Origin of the sequence: Novosphingobium sp. 9U (assembly GCF_902506425.1) — a bacterium.
GTDB lineage: Bacteria > Pseudomonadota > Alphaproteobacteria > Sphingomonadales > Sphingomonadaceae > Novosphingobium.
Window position 1 is genome coordinate 1,589,227 of sequence record NZ_LR732469.1, and the last position, 26,686, is coordinate 1,615,912.

General features: G+C 65.8%; 28 protein-coding genes. 19 read left to right on the forward strand and 9 right to left on the reverse strand.

What is annotated here, in order from left to right; all coding sequences use genetic code 11:
- Positions 1-20 precede the first annotated feature (20 nt).
- The 3 genes from GV044_RS07340 to GV044_RS07350 are packed head-to-tail and all read right to left on the reverse strand — an operon-like array spanning position 21 to position 4,162.
- A complete protein-coding gene (locus tag GV044_RS07340) occupies positions 21-1,436 on the reverse strand; it encodes an acyl-CoA reductase (RefSeq protein WP_159867487.1) in 1,416 nt (471 codons plus the stop codon).
- A complete protein-coding gene (locus GV044_RS07345) occupies positions 1,433-2,788 on the reverse strand; it encodes a hypothetical protein (RefSeq protein ID WP_159867489.1) in 1,356 nt (451 codons plus the stop codon). Before GV044_RS07345 ends, GV044_RS07340 begins: the two co-directional genes overlap by 4 nt.
- Positions 2,789-2,812: 24 nt before the next feature.
- Positions 2,813-4,162 carry a hypothetical protein gene (locus tag GV044_RS07350; RefSeq protein ID WP_159867491.1) on the reverse strand — a complete coding sequence of 450 codons (1,350 nt, stop codon included), beginning with the start codon at positions 4,160-4,162 and terminating at the stop codon, positions 2,813-2,815.
- A gap of 121 nt (positions 4,163-4,283) precedes the next feature.
- Between GV044_RS07350 and GV044_RS07355 the strand changes: the two genes are divergently transcribed.
- From GV044_RS07355 to GV044_RS07365, 3 genes are all read left to right on the forward strand, one after another.
- Positions 4,284-4,940 carry a TetR/AcrR family transcriptional regulator gene (locus GV044_RS07355; RefSeq protein ID WP_159867494.1) on the forward strand — a complete coding sequence of 219 codons (657 nt, stop codon included), beginning with the start codon at positions 4,284-4,286 and terminating at the stop codon, positions 4,938-4,940.
- A 29-nt stretch (positions 4,941-4,969) separates the two neighbouring features.
- Positions 4,970-5,839, forward strand: coding sequence for an SDR family NAD(P)-dependent oxidoreductase (locus GV044_RS07360; protein ID WP_159867498.1), 870 nt, complete (start codon positions 4,970-4,972; stop codon positions 5,837-5,839).
- A 105-nt stretch (positions 5,840-5,944) separates the two neighbouring features.
- Complete coding sequence (locus tag GV044_RS07365) at positions 5,945-6,817, forward strand: CoA ester lyase (RefSeq protein WP_159867501.1); 873 nt, start codon at positions 5,945-5,947, stop codon at positions 6,815-6,817.
- A gap of 48 nt (positions 6,818-6,865) precedes the next feature.
- On the opposite strand, the gene eno is transcribed toward GV044_RS07365, so the two are convergent.
- The gene (eno, locus tag GV044_RS07370; protein WP_159867505.1) at positions 6,866-8,152 is read right to left on the reverse strand and encodes a phosphopyruvate hydratase; all 1,287 of its coding nucleotides are present in this window, start codon (positions 8,150-8,152) and stop codon (positions 6,866-6,868) included.
- A gap of 171 nt (positions 8,153-8,323) precedes the next feature.
- Here eno and GV044_RS07375 point away from each other — a divergent pair, with 171 nt between their 5' ends.
- The 8 genes from GV044_RS07375 (at position 8,324) to GV044_RS22095 (ending at position 11,697) form a co-directional block, all read left to right on the forward strand.
- Positions 8,324-8,836, forward strand: a complete 513-nt coding sequence (locus tag GV044_RS07375; RefSeq protein ID WP_159867508.1) for a hypothetical protein — start codon at positions 8,324-8,326, stop codon at positions 8,834-8,836.
- A gap of 27 nt (positions 8,837-8,863) precedes the next feature.
- Complete coding sequence (locus tag GV044_RS07380; protein WP_159867511.1) at positions 8,864-9,259, forward strand: phage holin family protein; 396 nt, start codon at positions 8,864-8,866, stop codon at positions 9,257-9,259.
- The gene (locus GV044_RS07385) at positions 9,256-9,549 is read left to right on the forward strand and encodes a hypothetical protein (RefSeq protein ID WP_159867514.1); all 294 of its coding nucleotides are present in this window, start codon (positions 9,256-9,258) and stop codon (positions 9,547-9,549) included. Before GV044_RS07380 ends, GV044_RS07385 begins: the two co-directional genes overlap by 4 nt.
- A 16-nt stretch (positions 9,550-9,565) precedes the next feature.
- Positions 9,566-10,231, forward strand: coding sequence for a hypothetical protein (locus GV044_RS07390; RefSeq protein ID WP_201299027.1), 666 nt, complete (start codon positions 9,566-9,568; stop codon positions 10,229-10,231).
- A gap of 69 nt (positions 10,232-10,300) precedes the next feature.
- Positions 10,301-10,534, forward strand: coding sequence for a DUF4170 domain-containing protein (locus tag GV044_RS07395; RefSeq protein ID WP_159867517.1), 234 nt, complete (start codon positions 10,301-10,303; stop codon positions 10,532-10,534).
- Positions 10,531-11,019, forward strand: a complete 489-nt coding sequence (locus tag GV044_RS07400; RefSeq protein ID WP_159867520.1) for a GNAT family N-acetyltransferase — start codon at positions 10,531-10,533, stop codon at positions 11,017-11,019. Before GV044_RS07395 ends, GV044_RS07400 begins: the two co-directional genes overlap by 4 nt.
- 54 nt (positions 11,020-11,073) lie before the next feature.
- Positions 11,074-11,343 carry a hypothetical protein gene (locus GV044_RS22090; RefSeq protein WP_236554775.1) on the forward strand — a complete coding sequence of 90 codons (270 nt, stop codon included), beginning with the start codon at positions 11,074-11,076 and terminating at the stop codon, positions 11,341-11,343.
- Between the two features lie 33 nt (positions 11,344-11,376).
- On the forward strand, positions 11,377-11,697 hold the full coding sequence (locus tag GV044_RS22095; protein ID WP_236554776.1) for a hypothetical protein: 321 nt from the start codon (positions 11,377-11,379) through the stop codon (positions 11,695-11,697).
- Positions 11,698-11,892: 195 nt separating this feature from the next.
- Here the strand turns inward: GV044_RS22095 and greA are convergent, their stop codons facing one another.
- Positions 11,893-12,369 carry a transcription elongation factor GreA gene (greA, locus tag GV044_RS07410; protein ID WP_159871042.1) on the reverse strand — a complete coding sequence of 159 codons (477 nt, stop codon included), beginning with the start codon at positions 12,367-12,369 and terminating at the stop codon, positions 11,893-11,895.
- A 127-nt stretch (positions 12,370-12,496) separates the two neighbouring features.
- Complete coding sequence (gene carB, locus GV044_RS07415) at positions 12,497-15,820, reverse strand: carbamoyl-phosphate synthase large subunit (RefSeq protein WP_159867523.1); 3,324 nt, start codon at positions 15,818-15,820, stop codon at positions 12,497-12,499.
- 86 nt (positions 15,821-15,906) lie between these two features.
- Here carB and GV044_RS07420 point away from each other — a divergent pair, with 86 nt between their 5' ends.
- Positions 15,907-16,242, forward strand: a complete 336-nt coding sequence (locus GV044_RS07420) for an endonuclease domain-containing protein (RefSeq protein WP_159867526.1) — start codon at positions 15,907-15,909, stop codon at positions 16,240-16,242.
- Positions 16,243-16,383: 141 nt separating this feature from the next.
- On the opposite strand, the gene GV044_RS07425 is transcribed toward GV044_RS07420, so the two are convergent.
- Both GV044_RS07425 and carA read right to left on the reverse strand, forming a co-directional pair.
- Positions 16,384-16,767, reverse strand: coding sequence for a hypothetical protein (locus GV044_RS07425; protein WP_159867529.1), 384 nt, complete (start codon positions 16,765-16,767; stop codon positions 16,384-16,386).
- A complete protein-coding gene (gene carA, locus GV044_RS07430) occupies positions 16,764-17,945 on the reverse strand; it encodes a glutamine-hydrolyzing carbamoyl-phosphate synthase small subunit (protein WP_159867532.1) in 1,182 nt (393 codons plus the stop codon). Before carA ends, GV044_RS07425 begins: the two co-directional genes overlap by 4 nt.
- Before the next feature lie 152 nt (positions 17,946-18,097).
- On the opposite strand from carA, the gene GV044_RS07435 reads away from it, so the two are divergent.
- From GV044_RS07435 to GV044_RS07455, 5 genes are all read left to right on the forward strand, one after another.
- The gene (locus GV044_RS07435) at positions 18,098-18,550 is read left to right on the forward strand and encodes a GatB/YqeY domain-containing protein (protein ID WP_159867535.1); all 453 of its coding nucleotides are present in this window, start codon (positions 18,098-18,100) and stop codon (positions 18,548-18,550) included.
- A gap of 76 nt (positions 18,551-18,626) precedes the next feature.
- On the forward strand, positions 18,627-19,064 hold the full coding sequence (locus GV044_RS07440) for an endonuclease domain-containing protein (protein ID WP_159867538.1): 438 nt from the start codon (positions 18,627-18,629) through the stop codon (positions 19,062-19,064).
- On the forward strand, positions 19,058-20,911 hold the full coding sequence (gene dnaG / locus GV044_RS07445) for a DNA primase (protein ID WP_159867541.1): 1,854 nt from the start codon (positions 19,058-19,060) through the stop codon (positions 20,909-20,911). Before GV044_RS07440 ends, dnaG begins: the two co-directional genes overlap by 7 nt.
- A gap of 33 nt (positions 20,912-20,944) precedes the next feature.
- Positions 20,945-22,990 (forward strand): RNA polymerase sigma factor RpoD, encoded by a 2,046-nt coding sequence (gene rpoD / locus GV044_RS07450; RefSeq protein ID WP_159867544.1) that lies wholly within the window; start codon positions 20,945-20,947, stop codon positions 22,988-22,990.
- A gap of 94 nt (positions 22,991-23,084) precedes the next feature.
- Positions 23,085-23,354 (forward strand): hypothetical protein, encoded by a 270-nt coding sequence (locus tag GV044_RS07455; RefSeq protein ID WP_159867547.1) that lies wholly within the window; start codon positions 23,085-23,087, stop codon positions 23,352-23,354.
- A 12-nt stretch (positions 23,355-23,366) separates the two neighbouring features.
- Here GV044_RS07455 and GV044_RS07460 read toward each other — a convergent pair whose 3' ends face one another.
- A complete protein-coding gene (locus GV044_RS07460; RefSeq protein ID WP_371741580.1) occupies positions 23,367-24,707 on the reverse strand; it encodes a chloride channel protein in 1,341 nt (446 codons plus the stop codon).
- Between the two features lie 204 nt (positions 24,708-24,911).
- Here GV044_RS07460 and rpiB point away from each other — a divergent pair, with 204 nt between their 5' ends.
- A complete protein-coding gene (gene rpiB, locus GV044_RS07465) occupies positions 24,912-25,367 on the forward strand; it encodes a ribose 5-phosphate isomerase B (RefSeq protein WP_159867550.1) in 456 nt (151 codons plus the stop codon).
- Positions 25,364-26,686 carry a serine hydroxymethyltransferase gene (gene glyA / locus GV044_RS07470; protein ID WP_159867553.1) on the forward strand — a complete coding sequence of 441 codons (1,323 nt, stop codon included), beginning with the start codon at positions 25,364-25,366 and terminating at the stop codon, positions 26,684-26,686. Before rpiB ends, glyA begins: the two co-directional genes overlap by 4 nt.

Sequence of the window (26,686 nt, forward strand, 5' to 3'; positions counted from 1 at the left end):
CCCCGTGTTGGGGAGGACGCCTATTCCACCCCATCCTCATGGGCCATCCAGTGCACGAAGCGGTGCAGCGGATACATGGCATCGTGCGGGTTGCCGATCGTCGAAGGCCCCGCCTCGCCCAGGTGGACGATCCGCTGCGCCCCGCCGGCGGCAAGGCGGTCGCGATAATCGGCCATGCGGTCGAAGGGATAGAACCCGACGGTCTGCGTCGCGACGTTGATCCACTTCACCGCGTCGTCGAGCGAGTCCACCCGCACCACGTTGGCGGTCTTGTTGATCGGGTGGAAGTCGACCGGCTCGTCGGAACGGATCACCAGGCCCTTGCCGTCAGTGCGGCCCCACACGCCGTAGTCATCGTCCATCATCACCATCGCCTCGACCTGCTCGCGCATGTCCATGTCGAGCGGGCGCAAGTCGCCGCTATCGGCGGCCCGGCGGGCAATGTGGTGATAAAGGCGCTCGCAGAAGCGGTCGACCTGATCCCGCGGGCCTTCCACGAACTGGTAGCGGCTGGCAACGCATGCCTCCTGGTTGAGAACCATGACGTCGGTCGAGCACAAGTCCGCCACCTGGTCGATTGTCTCGTCATCCACCAGCGCCTCGCGACCCACCAGTGAGATCGAGGTCTTGGGATCGAACGAGACGAGCTGCAGCCCTGGCATCAGGTACTTGATAACGTTCGCGATCGCATCGCCGCCGCCCCAGGCGACGATCTTGTCGAAGTACTGCGGGCGGAACAGCACCCGCTCGGTCGCATCGTCGCCGCCGCGCCAGTAGACTGCCGACATCGAGCGCACCATCGCATGGTCTGGGTCGATGTCGGCCATGGTGCGCAGGATCGCGACCATGGTGAACGGATCGGCGGACGGCATCTTGAACAGGTTCACCGCCTTGACCATCGCCCCTTGCGCGATCGACTTGACGGCAACGCCCGGCGAATTGCCCGGCATGACGTGGATCAGCCGCGGCGCGAAGGCGCGCACGAAGCTCTTGCGGCCGGTGAAGTCCTGCTTGGGGACCCAGGTGTCGAGCGCGCGTGGGTCGGGGAAGTTCTGCTCCACGTCCGCCATCAACACCCGCTTGTCGAGGTAGGCGGAGGCATGGTGAACGCTGCGCATCACCACCTCGCGCGGCAGGATGTGCGTGGTGCACATGCGCTCGACGCATTCCTCCATGTAGACGTTGCCGGGCGCCCGCAGTCGCTCGCCGGTCTCGACCAGGAAGTCCATGATCTCTGACAGCGGTACGTTGAGCAGCGGCGGCACTTCAGTGCGCGGGGGCACCGCGCGGTCGAACGGGATTCGCGGCGTGGCGAACGTGACGCCGAGGTCACGCGACTTCTGCACCACGTCGCTGCCGAACAGCACCTCGCCGCGCAGGAAGAAGGGTGCCGAGACGATCGCTTCGGCGGGCTCGATTTCGCTGATCAGGTTCATGACAATCCTCTCACATATGCATCGACGGTGCCTGCGCAGCCGATCTTGTCGTCGCCTTCGAGATCGGCGTAGCGCGCGATGTCGTCACGGATCGACGGGGACTTCGCGCCGCAGGCACAAGGGCGGAAGTCGAGGTGGATGCGGTCGCCCGAGATCACGCCGCCCCAGCGGCCATCAAGCGACAAGTCGAAGAACGCGGCGCGACATTCGATCTCGCCTTGGTCGTCGTGCTCGACCAGGCTCTCGCCCGTCTTGTCCAACGGCAAGGCCACGACCCATGGCGGCACGTGATAGCGATGGCCGGCCTGACAGCGCGGCATCGAGGAGTTGAGCTCCTGCATGCCGTACATCTGGTAGATGAAGCGCGGGTGCAGGTTGAAGGTCTCGTAGACGAACTCGCGATAGTCCGGCGGCAGCTGCGCGCGCTTGAGCCCGCCGCCCAGGTACACGCCGTTCTCCGGGTGGAAGTCGCTGCCCGAGAAGCCTGCCTCGCGCACCGCCTTGGCGAAGGGGTACAGAGCGCCCCACATGCCGGTGATGTAGAGTCGCTCGTTGCGCTTGGAGATGATGTCCTCCACCGCACCCACCTGCGCGGCATCGAGCGCGGCCTGGCGGCGGGCGGACTCTGCCTCGAACGCGGCGATCTCGTCGGGCTTGGCGGTTCCGTCGCCAATCGCCTTGCGCAGCGTGACCATCTGCGTCAGCGAGCCGATCGTCACCGGCGGCAGCCCGGACTGGAACCGCTCTGCCTCAGGATTGACGAAGGCGCCCATCAATGCCTGCCCCATCGCCGCATTGCGCGGAGTGTAGGCGACCGCACTCGCTGCGCCGGCCGGCGTGCGCTTGTCGCCCACTCGGATATCGGATCCCCACTGCACCGCATCGACCCCGTCGCGCCCCGCGAAGTCGAGGTCGGCTTGCGAGGCGACAAGCATCGCCGACTTTCCAGTCGTGCCGCTGGAGCACGAGACGTAAAGGCCGGCCTTGCCGCATGCCTCGACCCACTGGTCGATGCTCTCGACGCCGGTGAGATCGACACCATCGGTCGGGTGAGCAGAGACGGTGCCGAGCCACTTGGTCAGCTTGTCCCACTTACCGCCGGTCAGGAACGTTTCGGGGTAGGACTTGTAAGCGGTGTGCGGCAGCAGCAGCGGAACCGCATCGTCTAGACACTCGATCCTTGAGACGCCGCCGTCACGAGCCCGGAAGCTCACCAGTCGGATGTGCTGGCCCTGCTCCTGCAAGCGCTCGTCTAGTGCCGCGACTTGCACCTCGCGCAGCTCGGTCGCGGAGTGCTGATAACAGTCCGGCGTGCCGAGCGTACTCAGCAGGCGGTCGACATTGGCTCCCATGGCTTGTCCTCTCTTGCTGGCTGATCAAGCCACGCCCCGCACGTAGGCGTCGACGGTGCCGGCGCAGCCGATCTTGTCGTCACCCTCCAGGTCGGCGTAGCGGGCGATGTCGTCGCGGATCGACGGGCCGGCGTTGCCGCAGGCGCAGGGGCTGAGGTCCAGGCTGATCCGGTCGCCGGTGATCACTCCACCCCAACGGCCGTCGAGCGACAAGTCGAAGAACGCCGCCCTCCCCTCCATCTCGCCGTGCCGATGGTCGAGCGCGTGGTCGCCGGACTTGGCGAGCAGGATCGGCACGATCCACGGCGGCACGTGGTAGCGCCCACCCTCACGGCACTTGGGCATGCCGGAGTTCAGCTCCTGCATCGAATAGTTCTGGAATTGTCGATCAGAGGGGATGTTGAAAGTCTCGTAGACGAACTCCTGGTAGTCGTCCGGCAGCTGCGCCCGCTTGAGCCCGCCGCCGACGTAGATCGAGTTGTCCGGGTTGAAATCGTCGCGTCCGTAGCCACGATCGCGCACCGCCTTGGCCACTTGCCACAGGCCGCTCCACAGGCCTGAGAGCTGTAGCTTCTTGTCCCGATGGGCGATGATGTGCTCGGCAGTGGCGGGCACCGCATCGGCGACCGCCTGAGCCCGCGCGGCCGATGTTTCCTCGAACGCGGCCACTTCATCCGGGCGGGCGGTGCCGTCGGCGATCTTCTTGCGCATGACCACCATGCTGGTCAGCGAGCCGACCGTGATCGGCGGCACCGGATAGTTCCAGCGCGGCCACTCTGGATTGGCGTAGGCGTCATACTGCGCCTGCGCGATCGTCTTGTTCTTGGGCACCGAGGCCACCGGCGCGCTGCCCACGATCATGCGATCCTGCCGCGGCTTCACGCCTGAGCCCCAGGAGAACACGTTGACCGTGTCGATCTTCGACCAGTCCATGTCCTTCTGCGAGGCGATCAGCATCGCCGACTTGCCCGTCGTCCCGCTGGAGCACGAAATGAAGTAGCCCTTGGCGGCCAGTCGCTCGATCCAATCGTCGACACCGTCGACACCCTCGAGGTCCACGCCTTCGATCGGATATGGCGAGATCGTGCCGAGCCACTTGGTCAGCTTGTCCCACCGCTCATCCATCAGGAAGCTTTCCGGATAGGACTTGTAGGCGGTGTGCGGGAACAGCACCGAGACCACGTCCGCCACGCTGGCGATCCGCTCCAGCCCGGCATCGCGGGCGCGCAAGGACAGGAGCTTGATCCGCCCTTTTCGCTCCTGGAAACGCTCGTCCAGCGCGGCGACTTGCGTCTCGCGCAGCTCGTCCGCGCTGAACGAGAACCGCTCAGGATCAGCGACCAACGCGGTAAGCTTTTCGACTGCGGATCCCATCGGCATGCCTCTCTTCATCTTCGTGCTTGGCCCGAGTGCTGCGACTCGTTAATGGCACCTGATGCGTTTCGTTACTCATGATTCGGTTGGCTGCGCAAGCGCTTTCGGCTTTGGTGGCTTCATGCCTCCACAAGTTGCATCCCTCGCCGAGACCACCGCGCGCTCGGGCCGCCCCACGCGCGAACAGGCGCAGGCTCGTCAAGCCGAACTGCTCGATCGGGCGCTCGACCACTTTCTCGACCGCGGGTTCGAACAGGCGACCATCGAGGCAATCGCCGCTGACGTGAGCATGACCAAGCGCACCGTCTACGCACGCTATCCGGACAAGGCGGCGCTGTTCCTGGCAGCCGTGCGCCGTGGGATCGACCGCCTGGCGCTCGCGCCCGAGAGCATCGCCGCGACGCGCGCCGACGATCTAGAACGGACGCTGATCGCCATCGCTCGGCTCCGCATCGATCTCGTCAGCACGCCGCAAGGGCTGAAGCTGCAGCGGATCATCAACACTGAATCATACCGCTTTCCCGAGATCTTCACGACGTACTACGACGTCGCCGCGCGCCCGACCGTGCGCTTCCTGGCAGACGTGCTGCAAGCCGAGGCAAAGGCGGGCCGGCTCGTCATCGACCAGCCGATGCTGGCGGCAAACACCTTCATGAGCATGGTGGTGGGTGGCCCGGTTCGCTTCATCACCTCGGGCCACCCGCTCGAGCCGGACGAAATCGAGGCGCGCGTCGCGTTCGCGGTGCGGCTGTTCCTGCAAGGCGCCCGGCCGCGCTAATAAGGCCTTAGAACATGGGAGAGAATGACATGAACCAGAGCCCGACACGTACCGTCGTCATCACCGGCGCCAGCTCGGGCATCGGCCTTGCCAGCGCGCTCGAGTTCGCCCGCGCCGGCTGGCGCGTCATCGGCACCGGTCGCGATCCGGTCCGCAGCGCCCAGGGCGAGGCCGCGATCCGCGACGCTGCCGGTCCGGACGCCAAGGTCGACTTCCTGCGCGGCGACTTCTGCGAAATGGCCGATGTGAAGCGCGTCGCGGGCGAGATCGCGGAACTGACTGACCATATCGACGTGCTCGTGAACAACGCCGGGGGCGTGCGCGACGCGATCTACACCACCGGCGATGGCTTGGAAGCGACCTTCGCCGCCAATCACCTTGCGCCGTTCCTGCTGACTCGCGAACTGCTGCCGCTGCTGGAGCGTGCCGCGGCGGAGCGTGAGCCGGGTGCCGTGCGCGTCGTCGCCGTCTCCTCCAGCGCGCACGAGTACATCCCGAGCATGAACTGGGACGACCTGCAGTTCCGCAATGGCCCGGCCGGTGCCGCTTATTGCCAGGCGAAGCTGGCCAACCTGCTTTACACCCGTGAGCTGAATCGCCGTCTCGCAGATACCGGCATCGTCGCGCAGGCGATGCATCCCGGCATGGTCGACACCAACTTCGCCAGCCACGGCGGCCAGCAGATGCAGGACCATTTCGCCACCCACGCCGCGGACGGACCCGAAGGCGCCGCGCGCACCATCTTCTGGCTGGCGACCTCGGAAGAAGGCGGGCGCGAGGGCGGTCGCTACTTCCACAACAGGGCCGAGGCGCCGGTCGCCTCCCAAGGGAGCGATGATGCCGCGGCCGCGCGGTTGTGGACCGAGAGCGAGGCTCTGCTCAGCACGCTGGGGTACTGATCCAGCTTCTCCTTCTCCCACCTCCAACCCGTTCGGTTCGGCGCTTGATCGCGTTGCCAATCACGTGACCTTGAGTCAGCGCGAGAAGCGGGTAGCACTCGCCCCATGGATTCGAACCTGCGCCCGCGCCGCTCCGCACTCTACCTGCCCGCGTCCAACGCCAAGGCCATCGCCAAGGCGCGCACCCTGCCGTGCGACATGGTGATCCTCGACCTGGAGGACGCGGTCGCCCCGGAGATGAAGGACGCGGCGCGGGGCGCCGCCGTTGCCGCGGTCGCTGAAGGCGGCTTCGGCCACCGCGAGATCGCGATCCGTGCGAACGGCCTCGACACCCCCTGGGGCGCGGCCGATCTCGCCGCGATCGCCGGGTCGCACGCGGACGCGGTGCTGGTGCCCAAGGTCGATGGCCCCGAGGACATCCAAGGCTATCAGGACGCGCTTGGCTCCGCGCCGCCGGCCATGCAGCTGTGGGCGATGATCGAGACCTGCGCCTCGGTCGCCAACCTTCCAGCGATCGCTGCTACTGCCAGCTCCACACGGCTGTCGCTGTGGATCATGGGCACCAACGATCTCGCCAAGGAGATGCGCGCGCAGCTGACGCCGTGCCGCACGCCGTTCCTGCCGTTCCTGTCGGTGGCGGTCGCTGCCGCTCGCAGCCAGGGCATCGCGATCCTGGACGGTGTGTGCAACGAGTTTCGTGACCTCGAAGCTTTCGAAACGGAGGCGCGCCAGGGGCTGATGTTTGGCTTCGACGGCAAGAGCCTGATCCACCCGGCACAGATCGAGCCGTGCAATGCAGTGTTCTCGCCCAGCGAGACAGAGCTCACCTGGGCGCGCGCAGTGATCGACGCCTTTGCGCTCCCGGAGAACGCCGGCAAAGGCGCGATCAAGGTCGAAGGCAGGATGGCGGAACTGCTGCACCTGGAACAGGCGCAGCGCCTGGTCACTGTGGCGGAGCGGATTGCGGCCCACGATTGAGCCGCACCGTGGTGTCGCCCGAGCTCAGCCCGGGACGACAGGATCGGATCAGACGCTCAGCTTGCCGAATGCTTTGGCGCCGGCGTAGTGCGCGGCCTTGCCCAGTTCTTCCTCGATGCGGATCAGCTGGTTGTACTTTGCCAACCGGTCCGAACGCGCCAGCGAGCCGGTCTTGATCTGCCCGCAGTTGGTGGCGACCGCCAGGTCGGCAATGGTCGCATCCTCGGTCTCGCCCGAGCGATGCGACATGACCGCGGTGTAACCAGCGCGTTGCGCGATCGAGACCGCTTCCAGCGTCTCTGTCAGCGATCCGATCTGGTTGACCTTCACCAGCAGCGAGTTGGCCAGGCCCTGCTCGATGCCCATCGTCAGGCGCTTGGGATTTGTGACGAACAAGTCGTCGCCGACCAGCTGGACCTTGTGGCCGATCTTGTCGGTCAGCGCCTTCCAGCCCTCGAAGTCGTCCTCACTCATGCCGTCCTCGATCGAGATGATCGGGTAGGCGGCAGTGAGGTCGGCCAGGTAGTCGGCGAACTCAACGGGCGAGAGCGACAGGCCCTCACCGCTGATCTCATACTTGCCGTTCTTGAAGAACTCGGTCGAGGCGCAGTCTAGTGCAAGTTGAATCTCGCTGCCGAGCTTGAAACCGGCCTTCTCGATCGACTGGCTGACGAAATCGAGCGCCGCACGGGTCGAAGCGATGTTGGGCGCAAAGCCACCCTCGTCGCCCACCGCGGTCGCCAGGCCCTTCTCGTGCAAGCCCTTCTTAAGCGTGTGGAAGATCTCGGCGCCCCAGCGCACGGCCTCGGCGATCGAGTCCGCGCCGACCGGCATGATCATGAATTCCTGGAAGTCGATCGGGTTGTCGGCGTGCTCGCCGCCGTTGATGATGTTCATCATCGGCACCGGCAGCACGTGTGCTGAGACACCGCCGACGTAGGCATAAAGCGGCAAGCCGCGCGCGTTCGCCGCCGCCTTGGCGACCGCCAGCGAAGTGCCGAGGATCGCGTTGGCGCCGAGACGCCCCTTGTTCTCGCTGCCGTCGAGCTCGATCATGGCGAGGTCGAGGTCGCGTTGGTCCTCCGCATCCATGCCGACCAGCGCTTCGCCGATCTCGTTGTTGACCGCGTCGACCGCCTTCAGCACGCCCTTGCCCAGGTAACGCGCCTTGTCGCCATCGCGCAGCTCCACAGCCTCATGCGCACCGGTCGATGCGCCCGAGGGCACCGCGGCGCGGCCGAAGCTGCCATCTTCCAGCAGCACGTCCACTTCGACGGTGGGGTTGCCCCGGCTGTCCAGGATCTCTCGGCCATGGATGTCGATGATGGCGGTCATGCGGCTGACACTCCTTCGCTGGCGCGGGTTTGCGCGGGATTTGGGCGTCCTTAGCAGGGGAACTTTCGCTGACAAGTTGCGTTGCAGCAATCAACCCTTCGTTGTGTTACGCAAGCTCTACCAACTTGCATCAATACGAACGTGTGGGATCGAACTTCAGGAGGACACACCATGGTCGAAACTACAACGATCCCCGGTTCGGGCGCCACTGGCGGGAACGGAACCGAAGCGGCGAAGAACCACTTCTCAAAGGCTGTGGAAGAAGCGCTGGCTGGCGCCAAGGCGCTCGGTGCTGAAGCTCAGAACCGGGCGGGCGAGTACCGCGAAAAGCTGTACGAAAAGAAGGACGGCCTCGCCGGCGACGCCAAGGTGCGCACGGGCGAGTACAAGGAAAAGGCCTTCGGCTTCGCTGACCAGGGCAAGGCACAGGCCAGCGGCGCGCTCGCCAGCCTCAGCCAGCTGATCACCGACAACGCCGGCGTGTTGGACGAGAAGGTTGGCGCCAAGTACGGCGACTATGCTCGCGGTGCCGCCAAATCGGTGCAGGATGTCGCGACGCGTCTCGACGAGAAGTCGCTCGACGAACTGGGCGAGGATGCGGTCGAGTTCGTGCGGCAGAGCCCCGCGCTGGCGCTCGGCATGGCTGCTGCTGCCGGATACCTCCTCGGCCGTGTGTTCAAGTAAGGCACGGTCTGACGCATCGGACCGCACATGCCGGACATCACCTACGCGCCTGAGACGGCCGTCGATCCCTTGCTGAGCGAAGCGCGCGAGCGCTCGCTCAACGAGGATCTCCACCAGCTTGCGCAAGACGCGCGCACTTATGCCGAGGCGGAGCTTCAGTTCCAGAAGTCCCGCGCGGCATTCGCGGCGAGTGCCAGCAAGAACATCGTCATCTATGCCGTTGCGGCATTGGTGCTCGTGTTCTTCGCAGTCATGGCACTGGTCGTGGGCCTCGTCATCGCCCTTGCCCCCATCATCACCGCATGGGGGTCGACCGCACTCGTCACGCTGGTGCTGCTCGGGCTTGCCGTCTTCCTGCTGCTGCGCGCCAAGAGGCAGGTCACCTTGCTGACGACGGTCTGGGGCGGGGAGAAGTCTTCATGAGGGCCCCGCTCGAAGCCAAGGTGCTGGCCGACAAGGCGCTGCGGGACACCAGCAAGCTGGCGTTCGACACGCGCCTGGCGCAGGTGAAGCTCGATCTGGAAGCGCGCGGCGTGGCCGGGCGTGTCGCCGACGAGGTCGTCGAGCAAGCACGTGTGGTCTACGACGAGGGCGCTGCCGTGGTGCAGGAGCATCCGGGAGTCGTTGGCGGAACCATCGCCGCGCTGATGCTTTGGATCCTGCGAAATCCCATCATCGGCTGGCTCGACGCTCTGCTCGGGCCGCGCCGCTAATACACGAGGTCTCACGATGGCATCCGAGAACAAAGCCGTGCCCGCCACCAATGCCGAGACCACGTCGACCAACGTCGTGGCCCTGCCCAAGCGTCCCGAGGCGACCACCCCGTCCGAAAAGGCGATCGGCTTCGTCAAGGAACATCCGGTGCTCACCGTCGTCGGCGGCGTTGCCGTGGGTCTCGCCATCAGCGCCTTGATCCCGCGTAGCTTCAGCCGCCGCTTCGCGAAGAAAGCCTATCGTTATGCGGAGGCTGGTGCTGCCGCCGCGCTGTCGTTCGGACAGGATGCGGTCGACGAGGCGGAAGACGGTAGCGCGGTTGCGCGCAAGAAGGCGGCACTGCTCGCCTCCAGGGCAGAAAAGTTGAGCGAAAAGGCCGCCGAGCGCGCCGAGAAGCTGAGCGAGAAGGCCATTGCCCGGGCCGAGAAGCTGGGCGTTGCTGCACTCGGCACCGCGACCGTGCTGGGCCATGCAGCTGCCGAGCGTGCGGAACGTCTCGGCCATGTCGCTGCCGTTCGTGCCGAGGATCTGGGGGGCCGCGCGTCCGACCGCCTCAGCCAGTTGGGTGACAAGGCACTGGTGCAGTCGAGCAAGCTGTTCGGCGTTCCAGCGGCCTCGACCAGCGTCGCTGACCGCATACTGGACAAAGCGCACGGCGTAAGGGCGCGTATCCGCGGCTGAGGGTTGCACACCGGGGCAGCGTGCGCGTAGGGGTCGCCCTCACCCTCGTAAGGATTTCGGCTCCTCCCCATGCAGAAACTCCACCTTGTGATGGGCGGCCGGGTCAAGGACCCGCGCACGCTCGAATACACCGACCTCAGCTCGCTAGACATCGTCGGCGTCTTCCCGGACTACGCCTCGGCTGAGGATGCCTGGCGCGCAAGCGCCCAGCGCACCGTCGACGATGCCGAGATGAAGTACGTGATCGTGCACTTGCACCGCCTGCTCCAGCCCGACCTGCCGACCGACACCACAGCCCGGTGATCAGGACATTTCGGCCGGGCGACGAACATGCGCTCCGGGACATCCACCTCGCCTCGATCACGAAGGTCGGGCCGCTGGCGTACAACCCCGCGCAAGTCGCCGCCTGGGCCACCAAGACGCGTGAAGCGAGCGAGTGGCTCGAGTGGCACGACTATGGCGATCGCATCACCATCGCCTTCGCCGAGAATGGCGCGCCCGCGGCGTTCACGCTGCTTGAAGCGGATGGTCATCTCGACATGCTCTACTGCCATCCCGATCATGTGCGGCAGGGCCACGCCCTTCGCCTGGTCGAGGAGGCGAGCGCTTTCGGCCGCTCGCAGGGGCTGTCGACCATCACTACCGACGCGAGCGAATTGGCGCGCCCGGTGTTCCTGGCGGCCGGATACCAAGTCGACGAGCGGCAGGACTTCCTGCTCGATGGCGTGCCGATCCACAATTACGCCATGAGTAAGGACCTGCTGCAGGAAACGGAACTGGCGGCCTGACCGGTCCACCGCAACGGTCTGGAGCATCAACCGCCCCGGACCGTTGTCGTGACCATGACTTATCGCCTCGCGCTGCCATCCAGCCTTGCCGCCCTGTCCCTGGCGCTCGCCGCCTGCTCGTCCGAGCGTTCCGCTCCGGACACCGCCACGCAGACGCAGAGTGCAGCACCCTCGTCAGCGGAGCCGGCTCCGACTGCTGAACCGACCAGCCCCTCCACACCGGCCGGTGACGCGTCTGCGAGCGCTGCGCACGTCCTCGCTCTCGAGGGGCTCGGCGATCTTCGTGTGGGCAAGCCGGTGCCCAAGGCCAGCAGCTGGGCATAGCGCGGAGCGCAAGCCAGCGATACATGCCGGACGGTGACTTCGCCCGACTACCCGGGCGTCTACGCCATTGTCGCGCGTGGCATCGTGCGCCGCGTGACGGTTGGGCAACGCTCGGACGTCGAGCTCGTCGAAGGAATTGGCGTGGGCGCGAGCGAAGCCGAGGTGAAGAGCACCTTTCCGAGCTTCCGGGAGGAGCCGCACAAGTACGAGGCTTCACCCGCCAAGTACCTAACCGCGCCCAATGCCGAGCACAGCGAGTCCGCACTTCGCTTCGAGATCGGCCATGACGGCAAGGTCAAGGCGATCCACGTCGGGATCATGCCTGAACTTGCCTACGTCGAGGGTTGTGCGTGACGATAGAGGCTTGCCGGTTGCGTGCAAACCGCAAACGCCGGTAGCTGACTCCGACAAGCTCAGCCCAAGCGGCAGGCGCGTAAACCGCTGCCGAACACAAAGCGATCCCAACGTTGTCAAGCTGGTCGACTTACACAATGACCGCCAGGGCTGAGCTTCTTGAAGCCCGCCCCGGCGCTCACGTTTTATCTCGCTTCAGATGAACTCGATTTTCTCGACCACGAAGAACTTGTCGCCCGAGGGCACCGTCACCTCGACCTCATCCTCGACCTTGCGGCCGATCAGCGCCTTGCCGAGCGGCGAGTTGTAGCTGATCCGCCCGATCTTGGCGTCCGCCTCGTAAGGGCCGACGATCTGGTACTTCACCGGCTTGTCGTCGTCGTCGAGCAGCGTCACGGTGGCGCCGAAGATGATCTTGTCGCCCGAAAGGCTCGCCGGGTCGACGATTTGCGCGCGGGTAACCCTGTCTTCCAGGTCGGCGATCGACGCCTCGACCTGGCCCTGACGCTCCTTGGCGGCATGGTACTCGGCATTTTCCGACAAATCGCCGTGCGCGCGCGCTTCTTCGATCGCGTCGACAATGCGCGGGCGTTCCTCGCGCAAGGCCTTGAGTTCAGCGGTCAGCCGTTCATAGCCTTCCGCGAGCATCGGCAACTTCTCGACACTGGCCATTTGCTTCGCTTTCATCCTTGTATTGGCGCCGCAGCCGGCGGGGTACCACACGCGCCGCGACTAGTCCCCTGTCCGCTCGCAGATGGAGCGGGTTGATCGCTAATAATGTGGGGAGGCGAGAATGGTTTCAGCTATAATAATCCTGGAGTGATCGCACTTCAAGCTGGCTGCCGCGCATCGCCGAAATCGCCTGTGCCGCGGCCCTGCTGGCAGCCGCCGTGGTGAAGTACGGCACCTTGCCCGCGAGCGCTGACTTGCGGATCTCCTGCGAGTCCTGAAGGCTCTGCCAGCCTTCGGTGGTGTTGAAGATCAGTGCGATTTCGCCATCGACGATCTTGTCGACAATGTGCGGGCGTCCTTCGGCGACCTTGTTCACCAGCTCCACCGGTAGCCCCGCGTCGGCGAGGTAGCGCTGGGTGCCCGAAGTCGCGATGATGCGGAAGCCCATGGCGACCAGCTCCTTCACGGCTGGCAAGATGACGGGCTTGTCGCCCGTCTTGACCGAAACGAACACGGTACCGCTCTCCGGAAGCTTCATGCCCGCGCCCAGCTGTGCCTTGAGGAAGGCGGTGGCGAAATCGGCATCGATGCCCATGACCTCGCCCGTCGACTTCATCTCGGGGCTGAGCACCGGGTCGACGCCGGGGAAGCGGTTGAACGGGAACACCGCTTCCTTGACCGCCATGTACGGCAGGTCGCGTTTGAACGGCGGGAAGGTGCTGAGCTTCTCGCCCGCCATGACGCGCGCGGCGATCTTGGCGACAGGCTGGCCGATCGCCTTGGCGACGAACGGCACGGTGCGGCTGGCGCGTGGGTTCACCTCGATGAGGTAGACTTGGCCGTCCTTCACCGCGAACTGGATGTTCATCAGCCCGCGCACGCCCAGGCGCATGGCGAGCAGCTCGGCCTGACGCTCCATCTCGGCGACGATCTCGGGCGAGAGGCTGTAGGGCGGCAGCGTGCAGGCGCTGTCGCCCGAGTGGATGCCGGCTTCCTCGATGTGCTGCATGACACCAGCGACGACGACCTGCTCACCATCGCACAGCGCATCGACATCGCACTCGATCGCATCGCGCAAGTACTGGTCTATCAGCACCGGACTGTCGCCGGACACCTGCACGGCCGTGGTGATGTAGTTGTCGAGCTGCTGTTCGCTGTCGACGATCTCCATCGCCCGGCCGCCGAGCACGTAGCTGGGGCGCATCAGCACCGGGTAGCCGATGCGGTTGGCCACGGCGACGGCCTCGTCGCGGCTGCGGGCAATGCCGTTCGCCGGCTGCTTGAGGCCCAGCTTGGTGACCATGGCGGCGAACCGCTCGCGATCTTCGGCCAAATCGATGGCGTCGGGGGAGGTGCCGAGGATCGGGATGCCCGCGTCCTCCAGCGCCTGCGCCAGCTTGAGCGGGGTCTGCCCGCCGAACTGCACGATGACGCCGACCAGTTCGCCCGCCTGCTGCTCGACGCGCAGGATCTCCAGCACGTCCTCGGCCGTCAGCGGCTCGAAGTAGAGGCGGTCCGAGGTGTCGTAGTCGGTCGAGACGGTCTCAGGATTGCAGTTGACCATGATCGTCTCGAACCCAGCTTCGGCGAGCGCGAAGCATGCGTGGACGCAGCAGTAGTCGAACTCGATGCCCTGGCCGATGCGGTTGGGACCGCCGCCCAGGATCACTATCTTGCGCCGGTCGGACGGCATCGCCTCGTCCTCGGGCTCGCCGAAGATCGGCGCTTCGTAGGTCGAGTACATGTAGGGCGTGATCGCCTCGAACTCGGCGGCGCAGCTGTCAATGCGCTTGAAGACCGGCAGCACGCCGAGCTTGTGGCGCAGCTTACGCACTTCGTCCTCGCTGGTCGCGCCGGCCATGGCGCGCAGCGCGTCGTGCAGCAGGCCGGAACGGCGCGCCTGGGTTTCGGCCAGACCACCCGCGACACCGACCGAGCGGACCGCCAGGTTGGCGAGGCGCTTGTCGGAGAAGCCCATCGCCTTGACGCGGCGCAGACCGGCGGCGTCGATCGGCAGGCCGTCCTTGGCGATCTTCGCTTCCTCAGCGACGATCTCCTCGATGTGGCGCAGGAACCAGCGGTCGAAGTGGGTGATCGCATGGATCTCCTCGACGCTCAGTCCTTCGCGCATGGCCTGCGCGGCGACGAGCAGCCGGTCTGGCGTCGCCTTGGCGAGCGCCGCAGTGATCACGTCCTTGCCCGCGCCTTCCAGCGCCGGCACGCGGTTGAAGCCGTCAAGTCCGGTCTCCAGGCCGCGCAAGGCCTTCTGCATCGACTCCTTGATGTTCCGGCCGATCGCCATGACTTCGCCGACGGACTTCATGGCGGTCGTGAGGAGCGGGTCGGCGCCCTTGAACTTCTCGAACGCGAACCGCGGGATCTTGGTGACGACGTAGTCGATCGTCGGCTCGAAGCTCGCCGGCGTGGCGCCGGTGATTTCGTTCATGATCTCGTCGAGCGTGTAGCCGACCGCCAGCTTGGCCGCGACGCGCGCGATCGGGAACCCGGTCGCCTTCGACGCCAGCGCCGAGGAGCGCGAGACGCGCGGGTTCATCTCGATGACGATCAGGCGACCGTCCTTCGGATTGACTGCGAACTGGACGTTCGAACCGCCTGTTTCCACGCCGATTTCGCGCAGCACCGCGATGCTGGCGTTCCGCATGATCTGGTATTCCTTGTCGGTCAGCGTCAGCGCCGGCGCGACAGTGATGGAGTCGCCCGTGTGGACGCCCATCGGATCGACGTTCTCGATCGAGCAGATGATGATGCAGTTGTCGTGCCGATCACGCACGACTTCCATCTCGTACTCTTTCCAGCCGAGCAGCGATTCCTCGATCAGCACTTCGGTGGTTGGCGAGGCATCGAGGCCCGAGCGCACGATCGCCTCAAATTCGGCCTTGTTGTAGGCGATGCCGCCGCCGGTGCCGCCCAGCGTGAAGCTGGGGCGGATGATCGCGGGCAGCCCGGTGGTCTCAAGCCCGGCGATCGCCTCTTCCAGCGTGTGCGCCACGACGGAACGCGCGGACTCAAGCCCTATCTTGTCCATCGCCTCGCGGAAGCGCTGGCGGTCCTCGGCCTTGTCGATCGCGTCCGCATTGGCGCCGATCATCTGCACGCCCAGGCGATCGAGCGTGCCGTCGTTGAACAGCGCCAGCGCGCAGTTGAGCGCGGTCTGGCCCCCCATCGTCGGCAGCAGCGCGTCCGGCCGCTCCTTCTCGATAATGCGTGTGACGATTTCGGGCGTGATCGGTTCGATGTACGTGGCATCGGCCATGTCCGGGTCGGTCATGATCGTCGCCGGGTTCGAGTTCACTAGGACGACGCGATAGCCCTCCTCGCGCAGCGCCTTGATCGCCTGCGTGCCCGAATAGTCGAACTCGCACGCCTGGCCGATGATGATGGGCCCCGCGCCGATGACGAGGATGGTCGAGATGTCGGTGCGTTTGGGCACTATGCTGCTACCTTGAGCTTGGTGGCGACTCCCTCCCCCTGAAGGGGGAGGGTCGGGGTGGGGGTTTCAGGACGTTGAAGAAGCGCATGACGCCCGTGGCGCAGAAGCTGCGGCGCGAACCGACCGAAGCGGAGAAGCGGTTGTGGTCGCACTTGCGCGCGAGCCAGCTTGGGGTTCAGTTCACGCGGCAATTCGCGATTGGGCGGCATGTGGTGGATTTCGCGTGCCGATCCTTGAAGCTTGCTGTCGAGTTGGACGGTGGACAGCACGCCGACAACGCTGCCGATGAAGTCCGCACTCAGGTCATAGAGCTGCACGGCTATCGCGTGATCCGCTTCTGGAACAACGACGTGCTGCAGAACACCGAGGGAGTCCTGACAATCCTGCTGCAGGAACTCGATCTCGCCAGGAACCGCATCTAGCTCCTCCTCCCTTGAGGGAGGAGCTTGGGAGGTGGGTGTACCCACGCTGGCGTGGACGCCAGGCCTAGCGGCCTGGCTCCCCCACCCCCAACCCCTCCCCGCCGGGGAGGGGGGAAGAAAGGTGACGCCAGCTATCATCAATCAGCCGACCAGCTCAGCGAAAGCCTTGTCCCAGTACTCCGGACCTTCCGCCTTGGCCTTCACAATGATCGGATCGTTCGCCTGCAGCTCCGCCACAACGGCGCGGAACTTGTCGGTCTGGAACTGGTGCATGGAGCCGCCGAAGTCGTTCTGCTTGGTCTCCCACACGCCCTTGGCGATCATGGCGTCGAGGAACTTGGTGCCGGCCAGCTTCGACTTGCCGCGCACCTTGGTGCCGAACTTGCGCACCGCGACCGAGAACTTGTCCTCGATGATCAGCACCAGCTCGCCGTAGGGGTACCAGCGCGTCGCGATGTTGAGGTCGTTGGCAGGGCCCGCGACGTAATAGGCGATCATGTGGTCGACCAGTTCGGACTCGCTCATGCCGGCACTCCCTCTTGCATCATTTCGACGAAGTTCTTGAACAGGTAGAAGCTGTCCTGCGGCCCCGGGCTCGCTTCTGGGTGGTACTGCACGCTGAAGGCGCGCTTGCCGCTCAGCGAGATGCCGCAGTTGGAACCATCGAACAGCGAGACGTGGGTTGCGATCACGTCTTCGGGCAGGCTGTCGTTATCGACTGCGAACCCGTGGTTCATCGAGGTGATCTCGACCACGCTGTCGGTCAGTCGCTTGACTGGGTGGTTGGCGCCGCGATGGCCCTGGAACATCTTTAGCGTCTTCGCACCCGCCGCCAGCGCGAGCAGCTGGTGCCCCAGGCAAATACCGAACACCGGGATGTCCCGCTCCAGCAGTGCGCGGATCACCGGCACGGCATAGGCGCCGGTCGCCGCCGGGTCGCCGGGACCGTTGGAGAGGAACACGCCATCGGGCTTCAGCGCCAGGATCGTTTCCAGCGTGGCTTCCGCCGGCACCACCGTCACTCGCGCACCGGCCTTCACCAGATTGCGGAAGATGTTGTCCTTGGAGCCATAGTCAATCGCCACAGCATGCGGCCGCACGTCATGCGGGGAGCGGCCGTAGCCGGTGCCCAGCGTCCAGGTGGAACCTTCCCACTGCTCCTCGATCTCGCGGCTGACGATCTTGGCGAGGTCCATGCCTTCGAGCCCCGGCCAGTCGCGCGCGCGCTGCACCAGCGCGGGGATGTCGAACTGGCCATCGGGATGGTGCGCGATCACCGCGTTGGGCGCGCCCGAGAGGCGGATACGGCGCGTCAGCGCGCGGGTATCAACGCCGGCGAGCCCAATCTTGCCCTTGCTCTGCAGCCATGCGCCCAGCTCGCCGCGCGAGCGGAAGTTGGAGGCTTGCGTCACGTCCTCGCGTACGACCATGCCGACCGCCCCGTCGACATTCGACTCGTGGTCCTCGTCGTTGATGCCGACATTGCCGATGTGCGGGAACGTAAAGGTGACGATCTGCGCGGCGTAGGAGGGATCGGTCATCACCTCCTGGTAGCCGGTCATCGAAGTGTTGAAGCACAGCTCGCCCACCGCTTCGCCGGTTGCACCGAACCCGCGGCCCCAGACGACGTGACCATCAGCGAGGACGATCACGCCGGTTGCGCCGTCTGGTTTTGGCGCGTGCGAAGGGGCGGCGTCGGCCATGAGGGGTCGCTCCGGTAGGCGGTTCTGACAATGGGTGCTAAGGGGCGGCGGCTAGTCCTGCTTGGAGCTTACGTCAAGGCAGGCGATGGATTTTGCGTGACCTTGCCCCTATCTGGCCGGCCACAACACCATCCAGAAATGCTAGGGACACGATGATCCGCGATACTCTCAAGGCCGCCCAGATCTCCGCCATGAAGTCGGGCGACAAGCCACGCCTGGCCGCGGTGCGCCTGATCCTCGCCAAGGTGAAGGACCGCGACATCGAACTGCGCACGGCCTCTGCGCAGCCGGACGACGACGCGCTGGTGATCGAAGTGTTGCAGAAGATGGTCAAGCAGCGCCGCGAATCGATCCAGCTGTTCGAGCAAGGCGGCCGCCCCGAGAAGGCCGAGGAGGAAAAGGCAGAGCTGGTGGTGATCGAGGAGTTCCTTCCGCAGCAGCTCTCCGAAGCCGAGACCAAGGCGGCGATCGAGGCGATCAAGGGTGAACTGGGTGCGGGTGGCCTGAAGGACATGGGCAAGGTCATGGCCGAACTGAAGGCGCGTCACGGCGCGGTGCTCGATATGGGCAAGGCGAGCGGGTGGGTTAAGGAAGCGCTGGCCTAAAGCCAGCGCGCGCCGCCCGCAGGCCGGCGCTCATTGAACTCCCCTCCCGCCGGCGGAGGGGCTGGGGGAGGGCTTGTTGGACTACAAGGATAAAGCCTACTCCCGCCCGACCGCCCGCTCACGCGAGCTGCGCCGAGATGCCACGGAAGCCGAGCGTAAGCTGTGGCGTGCGATCAGCGCTCGCAAGCTCGCAGGCTTCAGATTCAACCGGCAATTTCCGGTCGGGCAGTACATCTGCGACTTCGCCTCGCGCGAACGCCGGCTCGTCATCGAGATCGATGGCGGACAACACGCCATGAACAAGGAATATGATGAGCGTCGGACGCAGTTCCTGGAGCAGCAAGGCTACACCGTGATCCGCTTCTGGAATTCCGATGTGCTCGATAACCTTGAGGGTGTGCTTATCAGGATAAAGCGGGTCTTGGCGGACATGCCCTCCCCCGGCCCCTCCCGCAAGCGGGAGGGGAGTTTGTGGACGTCCTCGTGTGCGCGGATCGGAGGTTCTCCATGCTAACCCCCCAATGGCTCGACCAGCTCCGATCGCGCGTCACCCTCTCGGCGCTGATCAACCGTACCGTGCGCCTCCAGAAGGTCGGCAACGAGTTCAAAGCCTGCTGCCCGTTCCATAACGAGAAGACCCCGAGCTTTCACGTCAACGACGCGAAAGGCTTCTATCACTGTTTCGGCTGCTCGGCTCATGGCGACGCGATCCGCTGGATGACCGACCAGCAGGGCCTCTCCTTCATGGATGCGGTGAAGGAACTCGCCGCCGAAGCCGGCATGGATGTCCCCGCGCCCGATCCGCGCGCGGCCAAGGCGGCCGAGAAGCGCGACACCCTGCACGATGTCATGGCCGCCGCGCAGGAGTGGTTCGTGGCCCAGCTCACGGCGTCAGAGGGTGAGGCGGCGCGCGCCTATCTCGCCACCCGCGGGTTCGACGCGCACACCGTACAGCGCTTCGGCTTCGGCTTCGCGCCGGAGGGACGGCAAGCAATGAAGGGCGCCCTCTCCCGCTTCCCCGAGGCCAAGCTGATCGAGGCGGGCCTGCGGATCGCGGTCGATGGCAAGGATCCGTACGATCGGTTCCGTGGGCGCCTCATGCTGCCGATCGAGGATACGCGCGGACGGGTCATCGCATTCGGCGGACGCATCCTCGCCAAGGGCAAGACGGATGCGCCCAAGTACCTGAATTCGCCCGACACGCCGCTCTTCGACAAGGGCCGCACGCTCTACAACCTGCACCGCGCCGCGCCCGCCGCCCGCCAGTCCGGCCGCATGATCGTGGTCGAGGGCTACATGGACGTGATCGCGCTCGCCGCCGCCGGCATCGGCGAGTGCGTGGCGCCGATGGGCACCGCGCTCACCGAGCAGCAGATCGAGCTGCTGTGGCGTCACGTCGAGACGCCGATCCTGTGCTTTGACGGCGACGCCGCCGGACAGCGCGCGGCGATGCGCGCGGTCACCCGTGCCCTGCCCTTGCTCCGGCCGGCGCACTCGTTAGGCATCGTGCGCCTACCCGAGGGTCTCGACCCGGACGACCTGCTCAAGGCCAAGGGCAAGCCCGCCATGGAGACCCTGCTCGCCGGTGCGCGCTCGCTGGTGGACGTGCTCTGGGAGGCCGAGCACGACGCCGTGCCGCTGACCACGCCCGAGGCCAAGGCCGGCCTCAAGGCCCGGCTGATGGCGCATGTCGAAACGATCGCGCACCAGGACGTCGCCGGCCTCTACAAGCGCGAGCTGATGGACCGGTACTCGGCGTTCGCCTTTCCACGGCGCGAGGACCGTCCCTTCACGCCGCGCGGAAAGCCCCAGCCCGGCAGACGCGGCGGCTTCCAACCTGGACCTGCGCCCTCGGACCCGCAGTCGATCGCGCGGCTCAACCGGGCGACGGACGGCAGCCGCGACACGCTTTCCGCGGCGATCCTGGCGGGTCTGGTGCGCTGGCCTGGCCAGATCCATCGGCATGCCGAGACCCTGATGTCCACCCATGGTCTCGACCGCCGCTTCGGTGTGCTGGTCGACTGCTGCGACTCGGCGCACCCGCTTGAAAGCGAGGCTCTCAGCGCCATATTGGCGAAACACGGTCTGGAGCTGCACGGCCCGTCCGCATGGTCCGACTTGCGCTTCGGCTTTCTCCAGCCCGAGGTGAACGAAGCTCAGGCCGCGGCCGAACTGGCGCAGGCGATAGAACTTCTGGTCGAACGGCCAGCGCTCGAAGCAGCCCTTGCGAGAGCGACGGGACGTTTCGAAAGCGAGTTGTCCGAAGAAGCTTTTTCGGAGCAACAACGGTTGCTCAAGAGAAAGCTGGAATTTGACAATCGTCTCAGGCAAATGGCGACGAGACATGCAGCCGGTTCGTAAAATAGCCAGGCAGCAGGATCACACGGCGGTAGAATGAGCAAGAACGACACCAACGGCGGCGACAACAATTCCGACGGCAGCGACGCACCGCTGATCGACCTCAACGAGGGGACGATCAAGAAGCTGATCGCGCGCGCCAAGCGTCGTGGCGTGATCACCTATGACGAGCTGAACGAGGCCCTTCCGCAGGACCAGATGTCTACCGACCAGATCGAGGACATCATGGCCGCGATCTCGGAGATGGGCGTCAACATCGTCGAGAACGACGAGGGTGCCGACGGCGAGGACGACCGCGAGGCGGACGAGCCGGACAACGACGCCGATGGCGAGGAAGATGGCTCGGCGCCGCGCCAGAACGTCGACCCTGCCAAAAAGAAGGAAACCATCGAGCGCACCGATGATCCGGTGCGTATGTACTTGCGCGAGATGGGCGCGGTCGAGCTGCTCAGCCGTGAGGGCGAGATCGCCATTGCCAAGCGCATCGAAGCCGGCCGCGACATGATGATCCTGGGCCTGTGCGAGAGCCCGATCACCTTCCACGCGATCATCCAGTGGTCCGAGGCGCTGAACAACGGCGAGATGCAGCTGCGCGAGATCCTCGATCTCGACGCCATGCTCTCCAAGGAACCTGCGCCCGAAACGCTGACCGACGACGCCGAGGAAGGCGACGGCGAGATCAGCGAGGCCACCGCGGGCCCCTCCTTCAAGGAGGAAGAGGAGGTCGAGGAAGAGCCCGAGACGTCCGAGGACGAGGACGAGGACGGCATCGAACGCCGCGCCAAGCGTCCTGCCGAGGAAGAGGAGGAGGACAACACCCTCAGCCTCGCGCAGATGGAAGCGGCGCTCAAGCCTGACGCGCTTGAGAAGTTCGCCCAGATTACCGAGATGTTCCAAGCGTTCGAGAAGCTCCAGTCCGAGCGGCTCGATGCGCTGGCGCTCGGCATCGACTTCCCGGCCGCCAAGGAGCAGCAGTACCACCAGCTGCGTGAAGACCTCACCGCGCAAGTGGAATCGGTCAAGTTCCACGCGACCAAGATCGAGTACCTGGTCGACAACCTCTACGCCTTCAACCGCCGCCTGACCGCACTCGGCGGTCAGATGCTGCGACTGGCCGAGCGCCACAAGGTGAAGCGCGCGGACTTCCTCGAGTCCTACGTGGGCCGCGAGCTCGACGACACCTGGCTTGCCGAGATGGGCAAGAAGGACAAGAAGTGGCTGGCCTTCGCGCAGAGCGAGGCCGATCCGGTCGAGCGCATCCGTTCGGAGGTGTCGGACATTGCCGCCGCCACTGGCATGGCGCTCCCCGAGTTCCGCCGCATCGTCAACATGGTCCAGAAGGGCGAGCGCGAAGCGCGTATCGCCAAGAAGGAGATGGTCGAGGCGAACCTGCGGCTCGTGATCTCGATCGCCAAGAAGTACACGAACCGTGGCCTGCAGTTCCTGGACTTGATCCAGGAAGGTAACATCGGTCTGATGAAGGCGGTCGACAAGTTCGAGTACCGCCGCGGCTACAAGTTCAGCACCTACGCCACCTGGTGGATCCGGCAGGCCATCACCCGCTCGATCGCCGACCAGGCGCGGACCATCCGCATCCCGGTCCACATGATCGAGACGATCAACAAGCTGGTGCGCACCAGCCGCCAGTTCCTCCACGAGCAGGGCCGCGAGCCTACGCCGGAGGAAATGGCCGAACGCCTGAGCATGCCGCTCGAGAAGGTGCGCAAGGTGATGAAGATCGCCAAGGAGCCGATCTCCCTCGAAACGCCGATCGGCGACGAGGAAGACAGCCATCTGGGCGACTTCATCGAGGACAAGAACGCGATCATCCCGGTGGACGCCGCGATTCAGGCAAACCTCAAGGAAACGGTCACGCGAGTGTTGGCGTCGCTTACTCCTCGAGAGGAGCGTGTACTGCGCATGCGCTTCGGCATCGGCATGAACACCGATCACACGCTGGAGGAAGTCGGCCAGCAGTTCTCGGTGACGCGCGAACGCATCCGCCAGATCGAGGCCAAGGCGCTGCGGAAGCTCAAGCACCCAAGCCGGAGCCGCAAGATGCGCTCGTTCCTGGACCAGTAATCTTCATTAGATACACGAACCAATACGCCCGCAGGCCTCGAGCTTGCGGGTGTTTTCGTATCGTGATGCGACCTGTCAGCTGGAGAGAAAGCAGATGAAGATCACGATCAGGACGGCTGCGCTTGCGGCGTCCATGCTGCTCCTCGCCAGCCAGGCCTCGGCTCAAGCGGCTGCGAACCCTGCCGCCGCTACCGCCAGCTCGCCCGAAGCGCTCGCGCTGGCACATGGCATCGTCGACACCGCCTTCCCGCCCGAACGGCGCGAGGAGATGATGGACAAGCTGATGACCACCGTGGCCTCGCAAATGAAGGCCGGCATGCCCGCCACGTTCATGGGCGATCCTGGCCTCGCCAAGATCCAGTGATGTACCTCGGCGCTAGACCGGATGCGCGCTGAACGCACGCGACAAGCCGTGGTATAGCCGCTCACGGCAGACGAGGCCCGCCGCCGCATCGGAGATGAGCGCCGTCGCCAGCAGCGGCAGCAACAGCGCGTGGCTGCCGGTGATCTCCGAGAGGATCACCACCGAGGTGAGCGGCGCACGCACGACACCGGTGAAGTAACCGGCCATGCCGAGCAGGACCACAGCGCCGCCCGGCGCCAGAGGGAACAAGGGCTTGAGCAGATCGCCCAGCCCTGCGCCCACCGCCAGCGACGGCGCGAAGACGCCGCCGGGCGCACCCGATAGCGACGTCGCCAAGGTGGCAAGCGCCTTGGCCGGGCCGAACCAGTAGGGGCTGTGGCTGCCCTCGATGATCTCGCGCGCAGGCTCGTAGCTCGTGCCCCAGGTCATGCCCGTCGCACAGCCGATCACGGCGATGACAAGGCCGCACAGCAGCGCCGTCAGGATCGGCCGGGCTCTCAGCCAGGCGAGTGGTCGTGCCTGCGACAGCGTGCCCCGCAGCAAGGCTCTCGAGAACAATCCGCCCGCCAGGCCGCCGATGACACCTGCGACCGGCGCGATCACCAGCGCCTGCTGGAAAGGTAGACCCACGGCGACGACACCGAAGTAGGTGTAATCCCCCGCGATCCCCAGGCTCACCATGCCCGAGACCAGCACCGCCACCATCACCAGCAGCGTCATGCGCTGTTCGTACGCGGCGGCAAGCTCCTCGATGGCGATGGTCACGCCCGCAAGCGGCGTGTTGAACGCCGCGGCGACGCCGGCCGCGCCGCCCGCGACCATCACCGCCGGGCCGAGCGGCACCCGGAACAGCTTGTACGCCCGCGCCATGATCGCGGCGGAGATCTGGACCGTTGGCCCCTCGCGCCCCGTCGATGCTCCGATCAGCAAGGCCCCGACGGTCAGCCCGAACTTGCCGAGGGCCGTGCGCAGCGACACCAGCGAGCGGATCGCCGCCTCGGGAGCGCGCCGGGCCACCATGACTTGCGGGATACCCGACCCTCGCGCGTCCGGCGCGAAGCGGCGCGTCAGCGCGGTGAGCACCACGAAACCGAGCGGGGTGACGATCAGGGGCGACCACCAGTAGGCCGCGACCATGCGCAGGAACATGCGACTTGCCCAGTCACCCGCCTCGGCGAAGACCAGCGCGACCAGCCCCAACGCGATAGCGCCCAGCAGTGTCGCCTGCCGCCGTCGCCACAGCAGCGAGGTGGGGCCATGGCGGCGCGCCATCACGCGAACATGATCGATGCGGCGGCGGCGCCGCGCAGGGCTGACCTGGGGTGTGGCTTCGTGCGCGTCGGCTTGTTGCATGATGGCTGATGGCTTCCCGGATCGCTGCAAGTCGGTGAGGCGGGGGGCGGCGACCTGTCGCGCCGCCGCGCGCGGAGCCTCGATGGTGGCCCTCTAGCGCGATGCGGTTGACGATCCAACCGTGCCGTCATGCGGGGCACTGGCCATATCGGCCGGCTGCGACTATGGGGCGCGGACCAGACCCCGCAAGGATGAATCGCGCCCATGCGCATCGCCATCGCTTCCGACCATGCCGCCGTGGACCTCAAGGCGGAACTGCGCGAGTACCTGATCGAACTCGGCCACGAGGTTGCCGATCTGGGTCCCGCAACGGCCGACCGAGTCGACTATCCCGACTATGGCTACAAGCTGGCCGAAGTGGTTGCGGATGGCACAGTCGAGCGTGCCGTGGCGCTGTGCGGTTCAGGCATCGGCATATCGATCGCGGTGAACCGCCACCCGGCGCTGCGTTGCGCGCTCGTCGGCGAACCGCTGAGCGCTGCCCTGGCGCGCGAGCACAACGATGCCAACGCGATCGCCATGGGCGCGCGCCTGACCGGCGTGGACATGGCGAAGGCCTGCCTCGACGCCTTCCTTTCGACCGAGTTCGGCGGTGGCCGCCACGCTGGCCGCGTCGACAAGCTAACTCACCCCAAGATCACCGAGGAGACCGCCGCATGAGCACCGTCACCGACGCCCCTGTCACGATGGCCCCGATCCGCTCCGCCGGCTTCTTCAGCGCGAGCCTGGAACAGGCCGACCCCGAAGTCTTCGCCGCTATCCGCGGCGAGCTGAAGCGCCAGCAGACCAAGATCGAGCTGATCGCCAGCGAGAACATCACCAGCAAGGCCGTGCTCGAGGCGACCGGCTCGGTGTTCACCAACAAGTACGCCGAGGGCTATCCCGGCAAGCGCTACTATGGCGGTTGCGAGTACGCCGACGTCGTCGAGACCCTGGCGATCGAGCGTGCCAAGCAGCTGTTCGGGTGCGAGTTCGCCAACGTCCAGCCCAACTCGGGCAGCCAGATGAACCAGGCCGTGTTCCTGGCGCTGCTGACGCCGGGCGACACCTTCATGGGCCTCGACCTCAACTCGGGCGGGCACCTCACCCACGGTTCGCCGGTCAACATGAGTGGCAAGTGGTTCAATCCCGTGCCCTACGGCGTGCGCCCGGACGACCACCTGATCGACATGGACGAGGTCGCCCGCATCGCGCGCGAGTCCAAGCCCAAGCTGATCATCGCGGGCGGCACAGCCTACTCGCGCGTGTGGGATTTTCAGCGCTTCCGCGAGATCGCGGACGAGGTGGGCGCCTGGCTGCTGGTCGACATGAGCCACTTTTCCGGACTCGTCGCGGGCGGCGCGCACCCCTCGCCCTTCCCGCATGCCCACGTGGTAACCACCACCACGCACAAGTCGCTGCGCGGCCCCCGCTCGGGAGTGATCCTCACCAACGACGAGGCACTCGCCAAGAAGTTCAACACCGCGGTGTTTCCCGGCCTTCAGGGCGGGCCGCTGGTGCACGTGATCGCCGCCAAGGCTGTCGCCTTCGCCGATGCTCTCAAGCCTGAGTTCAAGGCCTACGCGCACCAGATCGTCGCCAATGCTCGCGCGCTGGCGGCCAGCGTCGAGGACGCCGGGCTCTCGGTGGTCTCGGGCGGCACCGACAACCACCTCATGCTGGTCGACCTCACCGCCAAGGACGTGACCGGCAAGGCGGCGGAGAAGGGCCTCGATCGCGCCTGGCTGACCTGCAACAAGAACGGCGTGCCGTTCGACAAGCGTTCGCCCTTCGTCACCTCGGGTATCCGCCTCGGCACGCCGGCCGGCACCACCCGCGGTTTCCGCGAGGAAGAGTTCCGCGAGATCGGCCAGTTGATTGTCCAGGTGGTCGACGGCATGGCGCGCAATGGCGATGAAGGTGACGGTCAGGTGGAACAAGCGGTCCGCGCGCGCGTAGAAGCGCTGTGTGAACGCTTTCCCATCTATGAGGACCTCTGA

What these genes read in the sequence shown, in the direction of transcription:
- GV044_RS07340 (WP_159867487.1), bottom strand. Translation starts at nt 1,436, where the DNA reads ATGAACCTGATCAGCGAAATCGAGCCCGCCGAAGCGATCGTCTCGGCA.
- GV044_RS07345 (WP_159867489.1), bottom strand. Translation starts at nt 2,788, where the DNA reads ATGGGAGCCAATGTCGACCGCCTGCTGAGTACGCTCGGCACGCCGGAC.
- GV044_RS07350 (WP_159867491.1), bottom strand. Translation starts at nt 4,162, where the DNA reads ATGGGATCCGCAGTCGAAAAGCTTACCGCGTTGGTCGCTGATCCTGAG.
- GV044_RS07355 (WP_159867494.1), top strand. Translation starts at nt 4,284, where the DNA reads ATGCCTCCACAAGTTGCATCCCTCGCCGAGACCACCGCGCGCTCGGGC.
- GV044_RS07360 (WP_159867498.1), top strand. Translation starts at nt 4,970, where the DNA reads ATGAACCAGAGCCCGACACGTACCGTCGTCATCACCGGCGCCAGCTCG.
- GV044_RS07365 (WP_159867501.1), top strand. Translation starts at nt 5,945, where the DNA reads ATGGATTCGAACCTGCGCCCGCGCCGCTCCGCACTCTACCTGCCCGCG.
- eno (WP_159867505.1), bottom strand. Translation starts at nt 8,152, where the DNA reads ATGACCGCCATCATCGACATCCATGGCCGAGAGATCCTGGACAGCCGG.
- GV044_RS07375 (WP_159867508.1), top strand. Translation starts at nt 8,324, where the DNA reads ATGGTCGAAACTACAACGATCCCCGGTTCGGGCGCCACTGGCGGGAAC.
- GV044_RS07380 (WP_159867511.1), top strand. Translation starts at nt 8,864, where the DNA reads ATGCCGGACATCACCTACGCGCCTGAGACGGCCGTCGATCCCTTGCTG.
- GV044_RS07385 (WP_159867514.1), top strand. Translation starts at nt 9,256, where the DNA reads ATGAGGGCCCCGCTCGAAGCCAAGGTGCTGGCCGACAAGGCGCTGCGG.
- GV044_RS07390 (WP_201299027.1), top strand. Translation starts at nt 9,566, where the DNA reads ATGGCATCCGAGAACAAAGCCGTGCCCGCCACCAATGCCGAGACCACG.
- GV044_RS07395 (WP_159867517.1), top strand. Translation starts at nt 10,301, where the DNA reads ATGCAGAAACTCCACCTTGTGATGGGCGGCCGGGTCAAGGACCCGCGC.
- GV044_RS22090 (WP_236554775.1), top strand. Translation starts at nt 11,074, where the DNA reads ATGACTTATCGCCTCGCGCTGCCATCCAGCCTTGCCGCCCTGTCCCTG.
- greA (WP_159871042.1), bottom strand. Translation starts at nt 12,369, where the DNA reads ATGGCCAGTGTCGAGAAGTTGCCGATGCTCGCGGAAGGCTATGAACGG.
- GV044_RS07420 (WP_159867526.1), top strand. Translation starts at nt 15,907, where the DNA reads ATGACGCCCGTGGCGCAGAAGCTGCGGCGCGAACCGACCGAAGCGGAG.
- GV044_RS07425 (WP_159867529.1), bottom strand. Translation starts at nt 16,767, where the DNA reads ATGAGCGAGTCCGAACTGGTCGACCACATGATCGCCTATTACGTCGCG.
- carA (WP_159867532.1), bottom strand. Translation starts at nt 17,945, where the DNA reads ATGGCCGACGCCGCCCCTTCGCACGCGCCAAAACCAGACGGCGCAACC.
- GV044_RS07435 (WP_159867535.1), top strand. Translation starts at nt 18,098, where the DNA reads ATGATCCGCGATACTCTCAAGGCCGCCCAGATCTCCGCCATGAAGTCG.
- dnaG (WP_159867541.1), top strand. Translation starts at nt 19,058, where the DNA reads ATGCTAACCCCCCAATGGCTCGACCAGCTCCGATCGCGCGTCACCCTC.
- rpoD (WP_159867544.1), top strand. Translation starts at nt 20,945, where the DNA reads ATGAGCAAGAACGACACCAACGGCGGCGACAACAATTCCGACGGCAGC.
- GV044_RS07455 (WP_159867547.1), top strand. Translation starts at nt 23,085, where the DNA reads ATGAAGATCACGATCAGGACGGCTGCGCTTGCGGCGTCCATGCTGCTC.
- GV044_RS07460 (WP_371741580.1), bottom strand. Translation starts at nt 24,707, where the DNA reads ATGCAACAAGCCGACGCGCACGAAGCCACACCCCAGGTCAGCCCTGCG.
- rpiB (WP_159867550.1), top strand. Translation starts at nt 24,912, where the DNA reads ATGCGCATCGCCATCGCTTCCGACCATGCCGCCGTGGACCTCAAGGCG.
- glyA (WP_159867553.1), top strand. Translation starts at nt 25,364, where the DNA reads ATGAGCACCGTCACCGACGCCCCTGTCACGATGGCCCCGATCCGCTCC.